The sequence below is a fragment of the Pseudomonas sp. 7SR1 genome (assembly GCF_900156465.1).
Lineage (GTDB): Bacteria > Pseudomonadota > Gammaproteobacteria > Pseudomonadales > Pseudomonadaceae > Aquipseudomonas.
The window spans coordinates 2,714,657-2,729,960 of sequence record NZ_LT707064.1 but is presented as its reverse complement, the minus strand read 5'-3'; the positions used below and the strand labels follow the sequence as shown (position 1 = coordinate 2,729,960).

The window sequence follows — 15,304 nt, the reverse complement described above, 5'->3', positions numbered from 1 at the left end:
TAGAGACGGATGCAGATTATGCACAGGCTAAAGCACGGCCTGCTTCAGGCCGCCGGTTGGCTGTTTTACTTGAGTTTATTGATGGGCATCGCCACGGCGCTGCCCACGTCTACGTTCGACTCCGAATCCAAGGACTTCATTTTCCTGATCGGCGCCGTGGGCATCTGGCGTTATTCCATGGGCGCGACGCATTTCGTACGCGGCATGATCTTTCTGTACATCGTCTACCCACACCTGCGCCGCAAGGTACGCAAGCTGGGCAAGGCCGCCGACCCGTCGCATGTGTTCCTGATGGTCACCAGCTTCCGGATCGACGCGCTGACCACGGCCCAGGTGTACGGCTCGGTGATTCGCGAAGCCATCGAGTGCGGGCTGCCCACCACGGTGGTCTGCTCCATCGTGGAAATGTCCGACGAGTTGCTGGTCAAGAGCCTCTGGGCCCGCATGAACCCGCCGGAGCGGGTCAAGCTGGACTTCGTGCGCATCCCCGGCACCGGCAAGCGTGACGGCCTGGCCTACGGTTTCCGCGCCATCTCCCGCCACTTGCCGGACGACCGTGCCGTGGTTGCGGTGATCGATGGCGACACCGTGCTTGGCGAGGGCGTCGTGCGCAAGACCGTGCCGTGGTTCCAGCTGTTCGGCAACGTCGGCGGCCTGACTACCAACGAGTTCTGCGAAGTGCGCGGCGGCTACATCATGAGCGAATGGCACAAGCTGCGTTTCGCCCAGCGCCACATCAACATGTGCTCCATGGCCCTGTCCAAGCGTGTGTTGACCATGACCGGCCGCATGTCGGTGTTCCGCGCCACCGTGGTCACCAACCCGGACTTCATCGCCGACGTGGAAAGCGACTCGCTGCAACACTGGCGCCTGGGTCGCTTCAAGTTCCTGACCGGGGACGACAAGTCGAGCTGGTTCAGCCTGATGCGCCTGGGCTACGACACCTTCTACGTGCCGGACGCGGCGATCAACACCGTGGAGCACCCGCCGGAAAAGAGCTTCATCAAGGCCAGTCGCAAGCTGATGTTCCGCTGGTACGGCAACAACCTTCGGCAGAACTCCCGGGCACTGGGCCTGGGCATGCGGCGCCTGGGCCTGTTCACCTCCGTGGTGCTGCTCGACCAGCGTGTGTCGATGTGGACGTCGCTGCTGGGCCTGACCGTGGCACTGATCGCCAGCTTCAAGTACGGCACCGCCTTCATCCTGGTGTATCTGCTGTGGATCGGCATCACGCGGCTGCTGCTGACCCTGTTGCTGTCGTGCTCCGGACACCGGATCGGCCCGGCCTACCCGATGATTCTCTATTACAACCAGATCGTCGGCGCGCTGGTGAAGATCTACGTGTTCTTCCGCCTCGACCAACAGTCCTGGACACGCCAGCCCACCTCACTGACCCGTGATCTCGCCAGCTTTCAACGTTGGTTCAACACCTGGTCGTCTCGGACCATGACCTTCTCCGCCGGCAGCATCTTTGTCGCCGTGCTGCTGACGATGGTCTGACCGAACTCGCCTGAATTAACTAGGAAATCGCCTCTATGAACACCGCCGTGAATGTCAACGTAGTGCATGAATCCGAAGCCCAGCGCCAACACGCCCGGGTCAAAATCCCGGCCAAGCTGCGCTTCTTCGGTCCCGACCGTACGCCGATGGAAGTCAAGGTCCTGGACCTGTCCGCCGGCGGCCTGTGCTTCAACGCCGGTCAGATGCCGCTCAAGGTCGGCGAGTCGTACAAGGCTCGCCTGCAGTTCGTGATCGACAACCTCGGCCTGGCGATGGACGTGGAGCTGCAGATCCGCTCCCACGACCGCCAGACCGGCCGCACCGGTTGCCAGTTCCAGAACCTGGAACCGCGGGACATCTCGACACTGCGTCACATCATCACTTCGCACCTGGCAGGCGACATCGTCAGCGTGGGCGACGTACTGGCGACGCTGCAGCGCGACAACTTCACCAAGGCACGCAAGCAGAAGGACGAAACCGGCGGCATGAGCGCCCTGGGTCGCCTGCGGGCCGTGACCTTCAGCCTGGGCATCTTCGTTGTCGGCCTGGCGGCGTTCGGTTTCATCTTCAAGTCGGTGTACGGCATGTATTTCGTCAGCCATGCCCAGGCAGGCCTGGTGAACGTACCGGGCATGGCCATCACCATGCCGCGCGACGGCACCGTGCAGAGCCTGGTCAAGGCCGACGGCGTGGCGGCCAAGGGCGCCCCACTGGCGACGTTCAGCACCAGCATGCTCGACGTCCTCAAGGGCCACCTGGACGACAACCAATTGCAACCGGCCAAGGTCGAGGAACTGTTCGGCAAGCAGATGACCGGTACCCTCACCTCCCCTTGCGACTGCATCGTATCCCAGCAACTGGTTGCCGACGGCCAGTACGCAAGCAAGGGCGACGTCATCTTCCAACTGGTCCCGCGCGGCACCGAGGCCAATGTCGAAGCTCGCTTCTCCTATCGCCAGTTCGGCGACGTACGCCCAGGCACCGCGGTCAACTTCCAGGTTGCCGGCGAAGACGTCACCCGCACCGGCAAGATCGTCAGCAGCACCAGCCTGAAGAGCGCGGACCTGTCTTCGGATATCCGCGTGATGATCAAGCCTGACGAGCCGCTGGACAGCTCCCTGGCCGGTCGTCCGGTAGAAGTCCACAGCGACCGTGGCCCAAGCCTGAACTGGCTGATCGACAAAGCCATGGCCGTCGGTCTTTAAGTCGAGGATATGCCCGTGACCATTATAGAAATCCTGAATACCCCACAGAGTCTGTGGGAGCGACGGTTCGGCAATCCGACTCGCTCGCGAAAGGATCAATGCGGTCAGGATGATACGCCGCAAGCTCGTTCCCAAGTGGGGACACTGTGTGCCTTGGCACTGGCCGTGAGCCTGGCCGGTTGCGCGGGCCTGCCCGACCAGCGCCTGGCCAACGAAGCCCTCAAGCGCGGCGACACGGCGTTGGCGCAGCAGAACTATCAGCAACTGGCAGACCTGGGCTACAGCGAAGCCCAGGTGGGCCTGGCCGATATCCAGGTGGACAGCCGCGACCCCGAGCAGATGAAAAAGGCCGAGGCGACCTACCGCGCTGCCGCCGATATCTCGCCACGGGCCCAGGCTCGCCTGGGTCGCCTGCTGGTGGCCAAGCCCGGTTCCACCGAGGCTGAAAAGCACGAGGCCGAGGGCCTGTTGAAGAAAGCCTTCGCCAACGGTGAGGGCAACACCCTGATCCCGCTGGCGATGCTGTACCTGCAATACCCCCACAGCTTCCCGAACGTCAACGCCCAGCAGCAGATCGACCAGTGGCGCAACGCCGGTTATCCGGAGGCAGGCCTGGCGCAGATTCTGCTCTATCGCACCCAGGGCACCTACGACCAGCACCTGGCTGAAGTGGAGAAGGTGTGCAAGGCCGCGTTGGCGACCACCGACATCTGCTACGTCGAACTGGCCACGGTCTACCAGAAACGCGGCCAGCCGGAACAGCAGGCCGAGTTGCTCAAGCAGATGCAGGCCGGCCACAGTCGTGGCGTGGTTTCTGCCCAGCGCGTGGACAGCGTCGCGCGCGTGCTGGCCGATCCCAGCCTCGGCAAGACCGACGAGAAGACAGCCCAGTCGCTGCTCGAAGGCATCGCCCCCGGCTACCCCGCCGCCTGGGTCAGCCTGGCGCAGTTGCTCTACGATTTCCCCGAGCTGGGCGACGTCGACAAGATGATGCAGTACCTGGAAAACGGCCGTGCCGCCGACCAGCCTCGGGCCGAGTTGCTGTTGGGCAAACTCTACTACGAAGGCAAGTGGGTACCGGCCGACGCCAAGGTCGCCGAGGCACATTTCCAGAAAGCCGTCGGCCGCGAAGTGGCCGCCGATTACTACCTCGGCCAGATCTATCGCCGTGGTTACCTGGGCCAGGTCTACTCGCAAAAAGCCCTGGACCACTTGCTCAAGGCTGCCCGTAACGGCCAGAACAGCGCTGACTATGCCATTGCCCAGCTGTTCTCCCAGGGCAAGGGCACCAAGCCCAACCCGGTCAACGCCTATGTGTTCAGCCAGTTGGCCAAGGCCCAGAACACCCCGCAAGCCACCGAGCTTGCCCAGACCCTCGAAGCCCAATTACCGCCGCAACAGCTTGCCCAAGCGCAACGCCTGCTACAACAAGAGCAGGCCATTCGTGGTGCCATGAGCCCCGATACGCTGGAACTGCAAGCCCTAAAAGAAGATAACGGCGAGGAACCTCTATGAAGCCTTTGAAGCTCAATCCTTTTGTGCAGGCCGGAATTGGCCTGACCTGCGCCCTGCTGTGGTCCTGCCCGACCCTGGCGGCCCTGACCGACACCAAGAACTTCGGCCTGGAAGTGAAGATCACCGGCCAGTCCGAAGACGACCGTGACCTCGGCACCCAGAGCGGTGGCGACGTCAACGGTGTCGGCCTGGACCTGCGTCCCTGGGTCTACGGCGAAAGCGAAAGCGGTGCCTGGAGCGCCTACGCCATGGCCCAGGCCGTGACGTCTTCCGACATCATCGAGACTGACACCTTGCAACAGTCCGATGGCAGCACCCAGGAAACCGACAGCGGCGATCGCGAAGCCAAGAAGAGCTACCTGGCCATGCGCGAATTCTGGATTGGCTATCGCGGCCTGACCCCGTACCCGGGCGAGCAGTTGAAGTTCGGCCGCCAGCGCCTGCGCAACGATGACGGCCAGTGGCGCGACACCAACATCGAGGCCTTGAACTGGACCTTCGACACCACCTTGTTGCGGGCCAACCTCGGCGTGGCCGAACGTTTCAGCGAATACCGCACCGACCTCAAGGAGCTGTCGCCCAAGGACAAGGATCGCCTGCACGTCTACGGCGACGTGGGCTACCAGTGGATGCCAGGCCAGTGGGCCGGTATCCGCGCCCATCACACCCATGACAACGGCAGCCTCGACTACCCGACCCCGGGCGAACCCACCGATGTCCTGGACAAGACCGAGAACGGTGACCTGTCCTGGCTCGGCCTGGAAGCCAACAGCGATGCCTATAACTGGCGCAACACCAATACCGTCAACTATTGGGCGAGCATCACCGGCATGACCGGCGACCGCGACACCGTCAACCCGCTCAACGCCGACGGCACCCGTCCGGCGCAAGCCAAGCGCAGCGACGACGTGGATGGCTGGGCCACCGACCTGGGTATTCGCCTGCGCCTGGATCCGCAATGGCAAGTCGGTGCCGCCTATGCCCGCGCCAGCGAGGACTATGAACAGAATGGCCTGCAGAGCAACCGCTCGAACTTCACCGGCACTCGTTCGCGGGTCCATCGTTTCGGCGAGGCGTTCCGTGGCGAGATGAGCAACACCCAGAGCGCCTCGCTGTTCGGCTCCTGGCAGTTGCGCGACGAATACGACGCCAGCCTGGTGTACCACAAGTTCTGGCGCGTGGACGGCAACAAGCCGGTGGGCAGCAACGGCATCAACGCCGTACAGAACAACACCGACGACGTGACCGGCGCCATCCTGTCCACCTCCACCCTGCCGCTGCGTGACGGCGACAAGGACCTGGGCCAGGAAGTCGATCTGGTGGTCACCAAGTACTTCAAGCAAGGGCTGCTGCCGGCCGCGCTGAGCCAGTCCATCGATGAGCCGTCGGCGCTGGTGCGCTTTCGTGGCGGCGTGTTCAAGCCAGGCGACGCCTACGGCAAAGAGGTCGATTCGTACATGCATCGCGCCTTTGTCGACGTGATCTGGCGCTTCTGATGCGAACGGCCATGGGAGTGCCCGATATGAACCGCTACCAAAGGAACAGCCAGGCGATGAAAGGTTCGATCAGCCTGTTGGTCGCAGCCATGCTGCTGGCCGGCTCGCCGGCGTTCGCCAACGTTGAACCGGTGGTCAAGCCGGGCAACGTGGCCAAGGAACTGCAAGCGGCCAAGACCTACACCGTCAGCAGTGCGCCGACCGCCCCGCTGGAACTGGCCAAGCCGACCTTGCCCGACCTCAAGGGCTTCACCGCCGAAGCGGCCGTGGCCAAGATCGTGCGCAGCAAGCCCGGCAAGGTCAGCGTGCGCCGGATGATGCAGGAAAACGCCCTGAAGGACTTCATCGGCGGTGACAACAAGATGGCCGAGTGGGTCGTGCGCCAGCACGGTATTCCCCAGGCCATCTTCATCGACGATGGCTACATGAACCTCAAGGACGTGGCCAGGAAGGCGCCCAAATACATCATCGAGACCTCGCCAGGCGTCTTCCTGGCGAGGATCCCGATCGTGGTCGGCCAGAAAGGCATCCTGGAAATCGACAAGCAGACCCAGGAGCTGCGCCTGTCCCAGGAAGGCGGCTCGTTCCTGGTGAACGATGGCCAGATGTTCATCCACGACACCAAGGTCACCGGCTGGCGCGAAAAGGAAAACGGCCCCGCCACTTTCCGTTCGGCCAACGAATTCCGTCCGTTCCTGCTGGCCTGGGGCGGTACCGAGACCTACATCGTCAACTCGAAGATGGCCAGCTTCGGCTACGCCAACAGTAAGTCGTACGGGGTGAGTATCTCCCAGTACACGCCGAACATGGCCAAGGTCCTCAAGCGCCCGGAACCGACCGGCTGGATCATCGGTTCCGAGTTCTCGGACATGTGGTACGGCTTCTACTGCTACGAGACCCGCGACTTCGTCATCAAGGGCAACACCTACAAGGACAACATCGTCTACGGTATCGACCCCCACGACCGGTCCCATCGGTTGATCATTGCCGACAACACCGTCTACGGGACGAAGAAGAAGCACGGGATCATCATTTCCCGTGAGGTCAACGACAGCTTCATCTTCAACAACCGCAGCTACGACAACAAACTCTCGGGCCTGGTGATCGACCGTAACAGCGTCAACAACATCATCGCCTACAACGAGATCTACAAGAACCACACCGACGGCATCACGCTTTATGAGAGTGGTGACAACCTGTTGTGGGACAACAAAGTGATCAGCAACCAGCGCCACGGCATCCGCATTCGTAACAGCGTGAACATTCGTCTCTACGAAAACGTGTCCATGGCCAACGGCCTGACCGGTATCTACGGTCACATCAAGGACCTGTCCGATACCGACCGTGACATCAAGCTCGACCCGTTCGACGCCCAGGTTTCCCTGATCGTGGTCGGCGGCGAACTGGCCGCCAATGGCAGTGGCCCGCTGTCCATCGACTCGCCGCTGAGCGTCGAGCTGTACCGCGTGTCCATGCTCGCGCCGACCAAATCCAGCGGCATCAGCTTCACGGGAATCCTGGGCGAGCGCCAGGACGAAATTCTCGACCTGCTGGTGCGCCAGCAGAAAGCCGTGCTGATCGACCCCGTCGAACGCCAGACCGAAATGCGGGATTGAGGATGACCTTTATGAACCCACAGATGATCAAACTCCTGGGCCTGTCCGCCCTGACCGCCGGCATTCTCGCCGCCACCAGCGGCGCGCGCGCCGACGAAATCAAGGCGCCGACCTTTACTGCCGAACCTTGCTGCAGCCTGTGCCCTGCGGCACACGACGAAAAGAACTACACCACGCGCTACCAGCAGAACTTCACCACGCTGGTACAGGCCCAGGGCGACTGGCTGTTCCGTACCCGGGAAGACCTGCGTACCGAGTTCGACACTACCCCGGCCGGCTACAAGCGCATGCAGATGCTGCACGATGCCTTCAAGAAGAAAGGCGTCGAACTGGTGATCGTCTATCAGCCCACCCGGGGCCTGGTGAACCGCAACAAGCTCAACCCACAGGAAAAGGCCAGCTTCGACTATGAAAAGGCCCTGACCAACTACAAGGCCATGCTCGGTCGCTTCGCGCAGATGGGCTACGTGGTACCGGACCTGTCTCCGCTGACCAACGAAAACCTCCCCGAGACCCTGCCGGCCCACGATTTCTACTTCCGTGGCGACCAGCACTGGACACCCTACGGCGCCCAGCGCACGGCGAAGATCGTCGCCGAGAAGGTCAAGCAGATCCCGGCCTTCGCCGACATTCCCAAGCGTGAGTTCGAGACCAAGAAGTCCGGCCGCATGGGCAAGACCGGCACCCTGCACAACATGGCCGGCCAGCTGTGCGGCACCAGCTATGCGATCCAGTACATGGACCAGTTCACCACCGAGCCCAAGGGCGAAGCTGGCGACGGCGACCTGTTCGGCGATTCCGGCAACCCGCAGATCACCCTCGTGGGTACCAGTCACAGCGGCAAGAACTACAACTTCGCCGGCTTCCTGGAAGAAGCCATCGGCGCCGACATTCTCAACGTCGCCTTCCCCGGCGGTGGTTTCGAGGGCGCGATGATCCAGTACCTGGGCAGCGAGGAATTCCAGAAGAGCCCACCCAAGATCCTGATCTGGGAATTCTCGCCGCTGTATCGCCTGGACCAGGAAACCATCTACCGCCAGATGATGGCGTTGCTGGACAACAACGGTTGCGAAGGCAAGCCGGCGCTGATGAGCAGCAAGACCGCCCTGAAGCCGGGCAAGAACGAATTGATGGTCAATAGCAAGAACATGGATCTGCGTAACGGCAGCCACCAGGTCGACATCCGTTTCGCCGACACCTCGGTGAAAACGTTGCAAGCCACCCTCTGGTACATGAATGGGCGCCACGAGGACATCAAGATCGAGAAACCGAACACCTCCGAAACCGACGGGCGTTTCGCCTTCCAGTTGCGCACCGATGAGGACTGGGCCTCGCAGAACCTGCTGGCCGTTGAAGTCCAGGGCCCCGAAGCCGGTGCGGCACCACAGCAAATCGAAGCGAAAGTCTGCAAACGCAATGTCTCTCCGCAAGCCGAACAAACGGCTCAAATCGGACAATGAGGTCTCGCTTTATGACCAGAAACATGCGACCCCGAACGTTGAAAGCGCTGCTGGCGCCGTCCCTGCTGACCCTGGCGATGTTCGCCGGGGCCACCCAGGCCGCGGCTCCGCTGCGTCCGCCACAGGGCTACTTCGCACCGATCGAGAAGGTCAAGGTCGGCGACCCGGCCCAGGGCTGCGATGCAACGCCAACGCCCTATACCGGCGCGCTGCAGTTCCGCAGCAAGTACGAAGGCTCCGACAAGGCCCGCGCGACCTTGAACGTGCAATCGGAAAAAGCCTTCCGTGACAGCACCGCCGACATCACCCGGATCGAACGGGGTATCAGCAAGCAGGTGATGCAGTTCATGCGCGACGGTCGCCCCGAGCAACTGGAATGCACCTTGAACTGGCTGACCGAATGGGCCAAGGCCGATGCGTTGATGTCCACCGACTTCAACCACACCGGCAAGTCCATGCGCAAATGGGCCTTGGGCAGCATGGCCTCGGCCTATGTGCGCCTGAAGTTCTCCGAGTCGCGCCCACTGGCCAACCACCAGGAACAGGCGCAACTGATCGAAGGCTGGTTCAGCAAGATGGCCGACCAGGTGGTCAGCGACTGGGACAACCTGCCCCTGGACAAGACCAACAACCACTCCTACTGGGCAGCCTGGTCGGTGATGGCCACGGCCGTGGCGACCAACCGTCGCGACCTGTTCGACTGGGCCGTCAAGGAATACAAGGTCGGCGTCAACCAGGTGGACGCCGACGGTTTCCTGCCCAACGAACTCAAGCGCAAGCAGCGGGCGCTGTCGTACCACAACTATGCCCTGCCGCCCCTGGCGATGATCGCCAGTTTTGCCCAGGTCAACGGCGTGGACCTGCGCCAGGAAAACAATGCCGCCCTCAAGCGTCTGGGCGAGCGGGTACTGGCCGGTGTGGAAGACCCGGACATCTTCGAAGAGAAGAATGGCGAAGAACAGGACATGAAGGATCTCAAGATCGATTCGAAATTCGCCTGGCTCGAACCGTTCTGCTCCCTCTACACATGCTCGCAGGATGTGCTGGAACGCAAGCATGAAATGCAGCCGTTCAAGACCTTCCGCCTCGGCGGGGACTTGACCAAGGTGTACGACCCATCGCGGGATAAAGGTGAGAAAGGAAGCTAAGCCCACCCTCCCTGCCTGGCGGGGAATTCTGTGGGAGCGAGCTTGCTCGCGATGACGGTATGTCAGTCGCCACCAAAGTGAATGTCAGATCGCAATCGCGAGCAAGCTCGCTCCCACAGGGAATGTGGTTTGTTTCGAATGTAATCAACCCCCCGGTTTCATGGGGGGGTTTGGGGGGGCTCTGGCCCTTGACTGTTGATTCAACATGGAGAGATCGGGATGGTATTTTCATCCAACGTGTTCCTGTTCCTGTTCCTGCCGATCTTTCTCGGCTTGTACTACCTGAGCGGGCAACGCTATCGCAACCTGCTGCTGCTGATCGCCAGCTATGTGTTCTATGCCTGGTGGCGGGTGGATTTCCTGGCGCTGTTCGCCGGCGTCACCCTGTGGAACTACTGGATCGGCCTTAAAGTCGGCGCCGCGGGCGTGCGCACCAAACCGGCCCAGCGCTGGCTGCTGCTTGGCGTGGGCGTGGACCTGGCCATCCTCGGCTATTTCAAATACGCCAACTTCGGCGTGGACAGCCTCAACGCCATCATCACCAGCTTCGGTCTCAATCCGTTCATCCTGACCCACGTGCTGTTGCCGATCGGGATCTCGTTCTACATCTTCGAGTCCATCAGCTACATCATCGACGTCTATCGCGGCGATACCCCGGCGACCCGCAACCTGATCGACTTCGCGGCGTTCGTGGCGATCTTCCCCCACCTGATCGCCGGCCCCGTGCTGCGTTTCCGTGACCTGGCCGATCAGTTCAACAACCGCACCCACACCCTGGACAAGTTCTCCGAAGGCTGCACGCGCTTCATGCAGGGCTTCATCAAGAAAGTGTTCATCGCCGACACCCTGGCGGTGGTGGCCGACCATTGCTTCGCCCTGCAGAACCCCACCACGGGTGACGCCTGGCTCGGCGCCCTGGCCTACACCGCGCAGCTGTACTTCGACTTCTCCGGCTACAGCGACATGGCCATCGGCCTGGGCCTGATGATGGGTTTCCGCTTCATGGAAAACTTCAAGCAGCCCTACATCAGCCAGTCCATCACCGAGTTCTGGCGGCGCTGGCACATCAGCCTGTCCACCTGGCTGCGTGACTACCTCTACATCACCCTGGGCGGTAACCGCAAAGGCACGCTGATGACCTATCGCAACCTGTTCCTGACCATGCTGCTCGGCGGTCTGTGGCACGGTGCGAACATCACCTACGTGATCTGGGGCGCCTGGCACGGTATCTGGCTGGCCATCGAGAAGGCCGTGGGCATCAACACCACGCCGCGCACCATCAACCCGATCCGCTGGGCACTGACCTTCCTGCTGGTGGTCATGGGCTGGGTGATCTTCCGTGCCGAGAACCTGCACGTGGCCGGTCGCATGTACGGCGCCATGTTCAGCTTCGGCGACTGGTCGCTGTCGGAACTGACCCGCGCCAACCTCACCGGCCTGCAGATCGCCACGCTGGTGGTGGCCTACGTCACCCTCGCCTTCTTCGGCCTGCGGGACTTCTACACCAACCGTCCTCCAGTCAAGACCAAGCCCGAGGTCAGCACCGAGGCCGATTGTCCGGCCACCGCGCAACCGGGCCTGATCAAGGCCGTTCCGGGCGACAACCCGTCGAACATCCATGAACCGGGCTACACCGTGGGTGTCGAAGCCCAGGTGCAACCAGCCTACTGGGTCGCCGACTGGCCACGCTATGTGATGCGCGCCCTGGTGCTGCTGCTGTTCATCGCCTCGATTCTCAAACTCTCGGCGCAAAGCTTCTCGCCGTTCCTTTACTTCCAGTTCTGAGGGATCTGAACATGACCCGCTCATTACGCATCTTTTACATCGCACTGTTTCTGCTGACCCTGGTGGTGCTGGGCCTGTGGTCGATGCGCAGTTTCTTCGGCTTCAGCACCAACCCCGATGCCACGGTGCTCAACGGGCGCTGGGCCAAGGCCGTGGAAACCCACTACGACGACGAGTTTCCCATCAAGCGCCTGGGCACCAACATCTGGGCGGCGCTGGACTACAAGCTGTTCAACGAAGGCCGCAAGGGCGTGGTCCTGGGCCGTGACCAGTGGCTGTACAGCGATGAAGAGTTCAACCCGATCGTCAACGAAGAGCTGAACCTGCAAGGCAACTACGCGTTGATCGAGGGCGTGCGCCAGAAGCTCAAGGAGCAAGGCATCACCCTGGTGATGGCGATCGTGCCGGCCAAGGCGCGGCTGTACCCCGAGCACCTGGGTGAAGTGAAGCCATCCAGCATCCACGCCAACCTCTACCAGGATTTCCATGCTCGCGTGGCGGCGGACAAGATCATCGCCCCCGACCTGCTCGGCCCGTTGCAACAGGCCAAGCAAAGCGGCCAGCAAGTGTTCCTGCGCACCGATACCCACTGGACGCCGGAAGGTGCCCAGGTGGCCGCCGAGAACCTGGCCAAGGCCATTGCCGAGCGCGCTCCGCTCAACGGTGAACCGCAGCGCTTCGTCACCGAGCCTGTGGAAAAGATCACCCACAAGGGCGACCTGCGTCAGTTCCTGCCCCTGGATCCGCTGTTCGAAGAGCTGATGCCGGCCCAGGAGCCGCTGGTCAAGCGCAATACCCGCGAAGCCGACGACCAGCCGGCCGAAGGCGACGCCCTGTTCGCCGACGCCCAGGTGCCCGTGGCCCTGATCGGCACCAGCTACAGCGCCAACCCCAACTGGAACTTCGTCGGTGCGCTCAAGCAGGCCCTGCACAGCGACGTCGTGAACTACGCCGAAGACGGCCATGGCCCGATTCTGCCAATGCTCAGCTACCTCAAGAGCGACGCCTTCAAGAACAGCCCGCCCCAGGTGCTGATCTGGGAGTTCCCTGAACGTTATCTGCCCGTGAACAACGAAATCGGCGACGCCGACCCACAGTGGGTCGCAGAGCTCAAACAAGCCGGTGCGCGCCAACAGAACGTAGCCGCCAACACCCCATCCGAGACGCCCGACCGGGCGCAAAACTGAAAGAGAGGTCCACCATGACTTTCACCACAACTCATCGCCGTCTCGCTGCTCGCTCCTTCAAGGCCGTTGCCCTCGCTGCCAGCCTGAGCGCCCTGTCCTTTTCCGCCTTCGCCGGTGACTCGGCCCTGTACGGCCCGGTCGCGCCAAAAGGCTCGAGCTTCGTGCGCCTCTACAACGCCAGCAACGCTGAAGTCAGCGCCACCGTCGGCAGCACCAACCTGAGCGATGTCGCCCCCCTGGCCAGCAGCGATTTCAGCTTCATGCCCGGCGGCGACTACAGCGCCAAGGTCGGCAGCCAGACCGTACCGGTGAAACTGGCTCCCGATCACTATTACACCCTGGTCAACAACGCCAGCGGCCAACCACAACTGATCGAAGAACCTCCGTTCAAGAACAAGCAGAAGTCCCTGGTTCGCGTGCAGAACCTGAGCGACAAGGCACTGACCCTCAAGACCGCCGACGGCAAGACCGAAGTGGTTCCGAACGTGGCGGCCAAAGGCCGTGGCGAGCGTGAAATCAATCCGGTCAAAGTCAGCCTGGCGCTGTTCGAGGGCGACAAGAAAGTCGGCGATCTGAAACCCGTAGCCCTGGAGCGCGGTGAAGCCGCGGTGCTGTACGTCACCGGCTCGGGCAGCAGCCTGTCGCCAGTGTGGGTCAAGCGCCCCGTGTCGACCCGCTGATGAGTTTTCCTGACTGACGCTGTGCCCTGTGGGAGCGAGCGTGCTCGCGATAGCTATCTGACATTCAACATGGATGTCGATCGATACACCGCCATGGCGAGCAAGCTCGCTCCCACACTGAGCACAGCTGTCATTCGGGCAAGGAACAACAACAAGAGAGTGAAACGACAGAACGCAGTAGCTCTATAACCATTTCGCTTCAAGGAGTAACACACATGATTCCGGTGATCTTGTCAGGTGGTAGCGGCTCACGTCTTTGGCCGCTTTCGCGCAAGCAATTCCCAAAACAATTCCTGGCCCTGACCGGGGAAAACACCCTGTTCCAGCAGACCCTCGAACGCCTGGTGTTCGAAGGCATGGACACGCCGATCGTGGTCTGCAACAAAGACCACCGGTTCATCGTCAACGAGCAGTTGGCCAACCGCAAACTGGAAGCCCAGCGCATCCTGATGGAACCGTTCGGGCGCAATACCGCACCGGCCGTGGCCCTGACGGCGATGATGCTGGTCAATGAAGGTCGCGACGAGTTGATGCTGGTGCTGCCGGCCGACCACGTGATCGAAGACCAGAAAGCCCTGCAACGCGCCCTGGCCCTGGCCACCGTGGCCGCCGAGCGCGGCGAGATGGTGCTGTTCGGCATCCCGCCGACCAAGCCGGAGACCGGCTACGGCTACATCAAGTCGACCAACGATGCGCTGCTGCCCGAGGGTGTGAGCCGCGTTTCGCACTTCGTCGAGAAACCCGACGCCAAGCGCGCCACCGAATTCCTCGAAGCCGGTGGTTATTTCTGGAACAGCGGCATGTTCCTGTTCCGCGCCAGCCGCTTCCTCGAGGAATTGAAGAAGCACGATCCGGACATCTATGACACCTGCCTGCTGACCCTGGAGCGCAGCGAACAGACAGCGGACACCATCACCTTCGACGAAGCCACCTTCGCTTGCTGCCCGGACAACTCCATCGACTACGCGGTGATGGAAAAGACCCAGCGGGCCTGCGTGGTGCCACTGGCGGCGGGCTGGAGCGATGTCGGCTGCTGGGCGTCGCTGTGGGAAGTCAACGAAAAAGACGCCAACGGCAACGTCACCAAGGGCGACGTAGTGATCCAGGACAGCCGCAACTGCATGATCCACGGCAACGGCAAGCTGGTGTCGGTGATCGGCCTGGAGAACATCGTGGTGGTGGAAACCAAGGACGCCATGATGATCGCCCACAAGGACAAGGTCCAAGGCGTGAAACAGCTGGTCAACACCCTCAACGCCCAGGGCCGCAGCGAAACCCAGAACCACTGCGAGGTCTACCGTCCGTGGGGCTCCTACGACTCGGTGGACATGGGCGGTCGTTTCCAGGTCAAGCACATCTCGGTCAAGCCGGGCGCGTGCCTGTCGCTGCAGATGCACCACCACCGCGCCGAACACTGGATCGTGGTCAGCGGCACCGCCGAGGTCACCTGCGACGAGAACGTGTTCCTGCTGTGTGAAAACCAGTCGACCTACATCCCGATCGCATCCGTCCATCGTCTGCGCAACCCGGGCAAGATCCCGCTGGAAATCATCGAGGTGCAGTCCGGCAGCTACCTGGGCGAAGACGACATCGAGCGCTTCGAAGACATCTACGGTCGCTCCACCCCGATCGAACGCGGCGTGTCGGTGAAGACCATCGCGCAATAACGTTCGGCCCCAAACGAAGCCCCCATCCAGCCCACTGCGCCCCCT

The 15,304-nt window shown here is 62.0% G+C and carries 11 protein-coding genes; all 11 read left to right on the top strand.

All coding sequences use genetic code 11. From position 1 onward, the window contains the following. Positions 1–18: 18 nt before the first annotated feature. The 11 genes from alg8 to BW992_RS12390 all read left to right on the top strand — a co-directional run bounded on the left by alg8 (position 19) and on the right by BW992_RS12390 (position 15,259). Entirely contained in the window at positions 19–1,500 is a 1,482-nt protein-coding gene (gene alg8 / locus BW992_RS12440) for a mannuronan synthase (protein WP_371128610.1), read from the top strand. Positions 1,501–1,535: 35 nt separating this feature from the next. After that, positions 1,536–2,705: an alginate biosynthesis protein Alg44 gene (locus BW992_RS12435; protein ID WP_072397072.1), complete on the top strand. Its 1,170-nt coding sequence runs from the start codon at positions 1,536–1,538 to the stop codon at positions 2,703–2,705. A gap of 9 nt (positions 2,706–2,714) precedes the next feature. Further along, entirely contained in the window at positions 2,715–4,220 is a 1,506-nt protein-coding gene (gene algK, locus BW992_RS12430) for an alginate biosynthesis TPR repeat lipoprotein AlgK (RefSeq protein ID WP_072397070.1), read from the top strand. Positions 4,221–4,225: 5 nt separating this feature from the next. Then, a complete protein-coding gene (locus tag BW992_RS12425) occupies positions 4,226–5,716 on the top strand; it encodes an alginate export family protein (protein ID WP_072397211.1) in 1,491 nt (496 codons plus the stop codon). Positions 5,717–5,742: 26 nt separating this feature from the next. After that, complete coding sequence (gene algG, locus BW992_RS12420) at positions 5,743–7,332, top strand: mannuronan 5-epimerase AlgG (RefSeq protein ID WP_072397068.1); 1,590 nt, start codon at positions 5,743–5,745, stop codon at positions 7,330–7,332. 11 nt (positions 7,333–7,343) lie between these two features. Continuing rightward, positions 7,344–8,792 (top strand): alginate O-acetyltransferase, encoded by a 1,449-nt coding sequence (locus tag BW992_RS12415; RefSeq protein ID WP_072397066.1) that lies wholly within the window; start codon positions 7,344–7,346, stop codon positions 8,790–8,792. Between the two features lie 23 nt (positions 8,793–8,815). Continuing rightward, the gene (locus BW992_RS12410; protein WP_072397209.1) at positions 8,816–9,940 is read left to right on the top strand and encodes a mannuronate-specific alginate lyase; all 1,125 of its coding nucleotides are present in this window, start codon (positions 8,816–8,818) and stop codon (positions 9,938–9,940) included. 219 nt (positions 9,941–10,159) lie between these two features. After that, on the top strand, positions 10,160–11,725 hold the full coding sequence (locus BW992_RS12405; protein ID WP_076406315.1) for an MBOAT family O-acyltransferase: 1,566 nt from the start codon (positions 10,160–10,162) through the stop codon (positions 11,723–11,725). 11 nt (positions 11,726–11,736) lie between these two features. Next, positions 11,737–12,912 (top strand): alginate O-acetyltransferase, encoded by a 1,176-nt coding sequence (locus BW992_RS12400; protein ID WP_072397062.1) that lies wholly within the window; start codon positions 11,737–11,739, stop codon positions 12,910–12,912. A 14-nt stretch (positions 12,913–12,926) separates the two neighbouring features. Continuing rightward, positions 12,927–13,592, top strand: a complete 666-nt coding sequence (locus BW992_RS12395; RefSeq protein WP_072397060.1) for an alginate O-acetyltransferase AlgF — start codon at positions 12,927–12,929, stop codon at positions 13,590–13,592. Positions 13,593–13,807: 215 nt separating this feature from the next. Then, the gene (locus BW992_RS12390) at positions 13,808–15,259 is read left to right on the top strand and encodes a mannose-1-phosphate guanylyltransferase/mannose-6-phosphate isomerase (protein WP_072397050.1); all 1,452 of its coding nucleotides are present in this window, start codon (positions 13,808–13,810) and stop codon (positions 15,257–15,259) included. Positions 15,260–15,304 lie beyond the last annotated feature (45 nt).

What these genes read in the sequence shown, in the direction of transcription:
- BW992_RS12410 (WP_072397209.1), top strand. Translation starts at nt 8,816, where the DNA reads ATGCGACCCCGAACGTTGAAAGCGCTGCTGGCGCCGTCCCTGCTGACC.
- BW992_RS12415 (WP_072397066.1), top strand. Translation starts at nt 7,344, where the DNA reads ATGAACCCACAGATGATCAAACTCCTGGGCCTGTCCGCCCTGACCGCC.
- BW992_RS12405 (WP_076406315.1), top strand. Translation starts at nt 10,160, where the DNA reads ATGGTATTTTCATCCAACGTGTTCCTGTTCCTGTTCCTGCCGATCTTT.
- BW992_RS12435 (WP_072397072.1), top strand. Translation starts at nt 1,536, where the DNA reads ATGAACACCGCCGTGAATGTCAACGTAGTGCATGAATCCGAAGCCCAG.
- alg8 (WP_371128610.1), top strand. Translation starts at nt 19, where the DNA reads ATGCACAGGCTAAAGCACGGCCTGCTTCAGGCCGCCGGTTGGCTGTTT.
- BW992_RS12400 (WP_072397062.1), top strand. Translation starts at nt 11,737, where the DNA reads ATGACCCGCTCATTACGCATCTTTTACATCGCACTGTTTCTGCTGACC.
- BW992_RS12390 (WP_072397050.1), top strand. Translation starts at nt 13,808, where the DNA reads ATGATTCCGGTGATCTTGTCAGGTGGTAGCGGCTCACGTCTTTGGCCG.
- algG (WP_072397068.1), top strand. Translation starts at nt 5,743, where the DNA reads ATGAACCGCTACCAAAGGAACAGCCAGGCGATGAAAGGTTCGATCAGC.
- BW992_RS12395 (WP_072397060.1), top strand. Translation starts at nt 12,927, where the DNA reads ATGACTTTCACCACAACTCATCGCCGTCTCGCTGCTCGCTCCTTCAAG.
- algK (WP_072397070.1), top strand. Translation starts at nt 2,715, where the DNA reads ATGCCCGTGACCATTATAGAAATCCTGAATACCCCACAGAGTCTGTGG.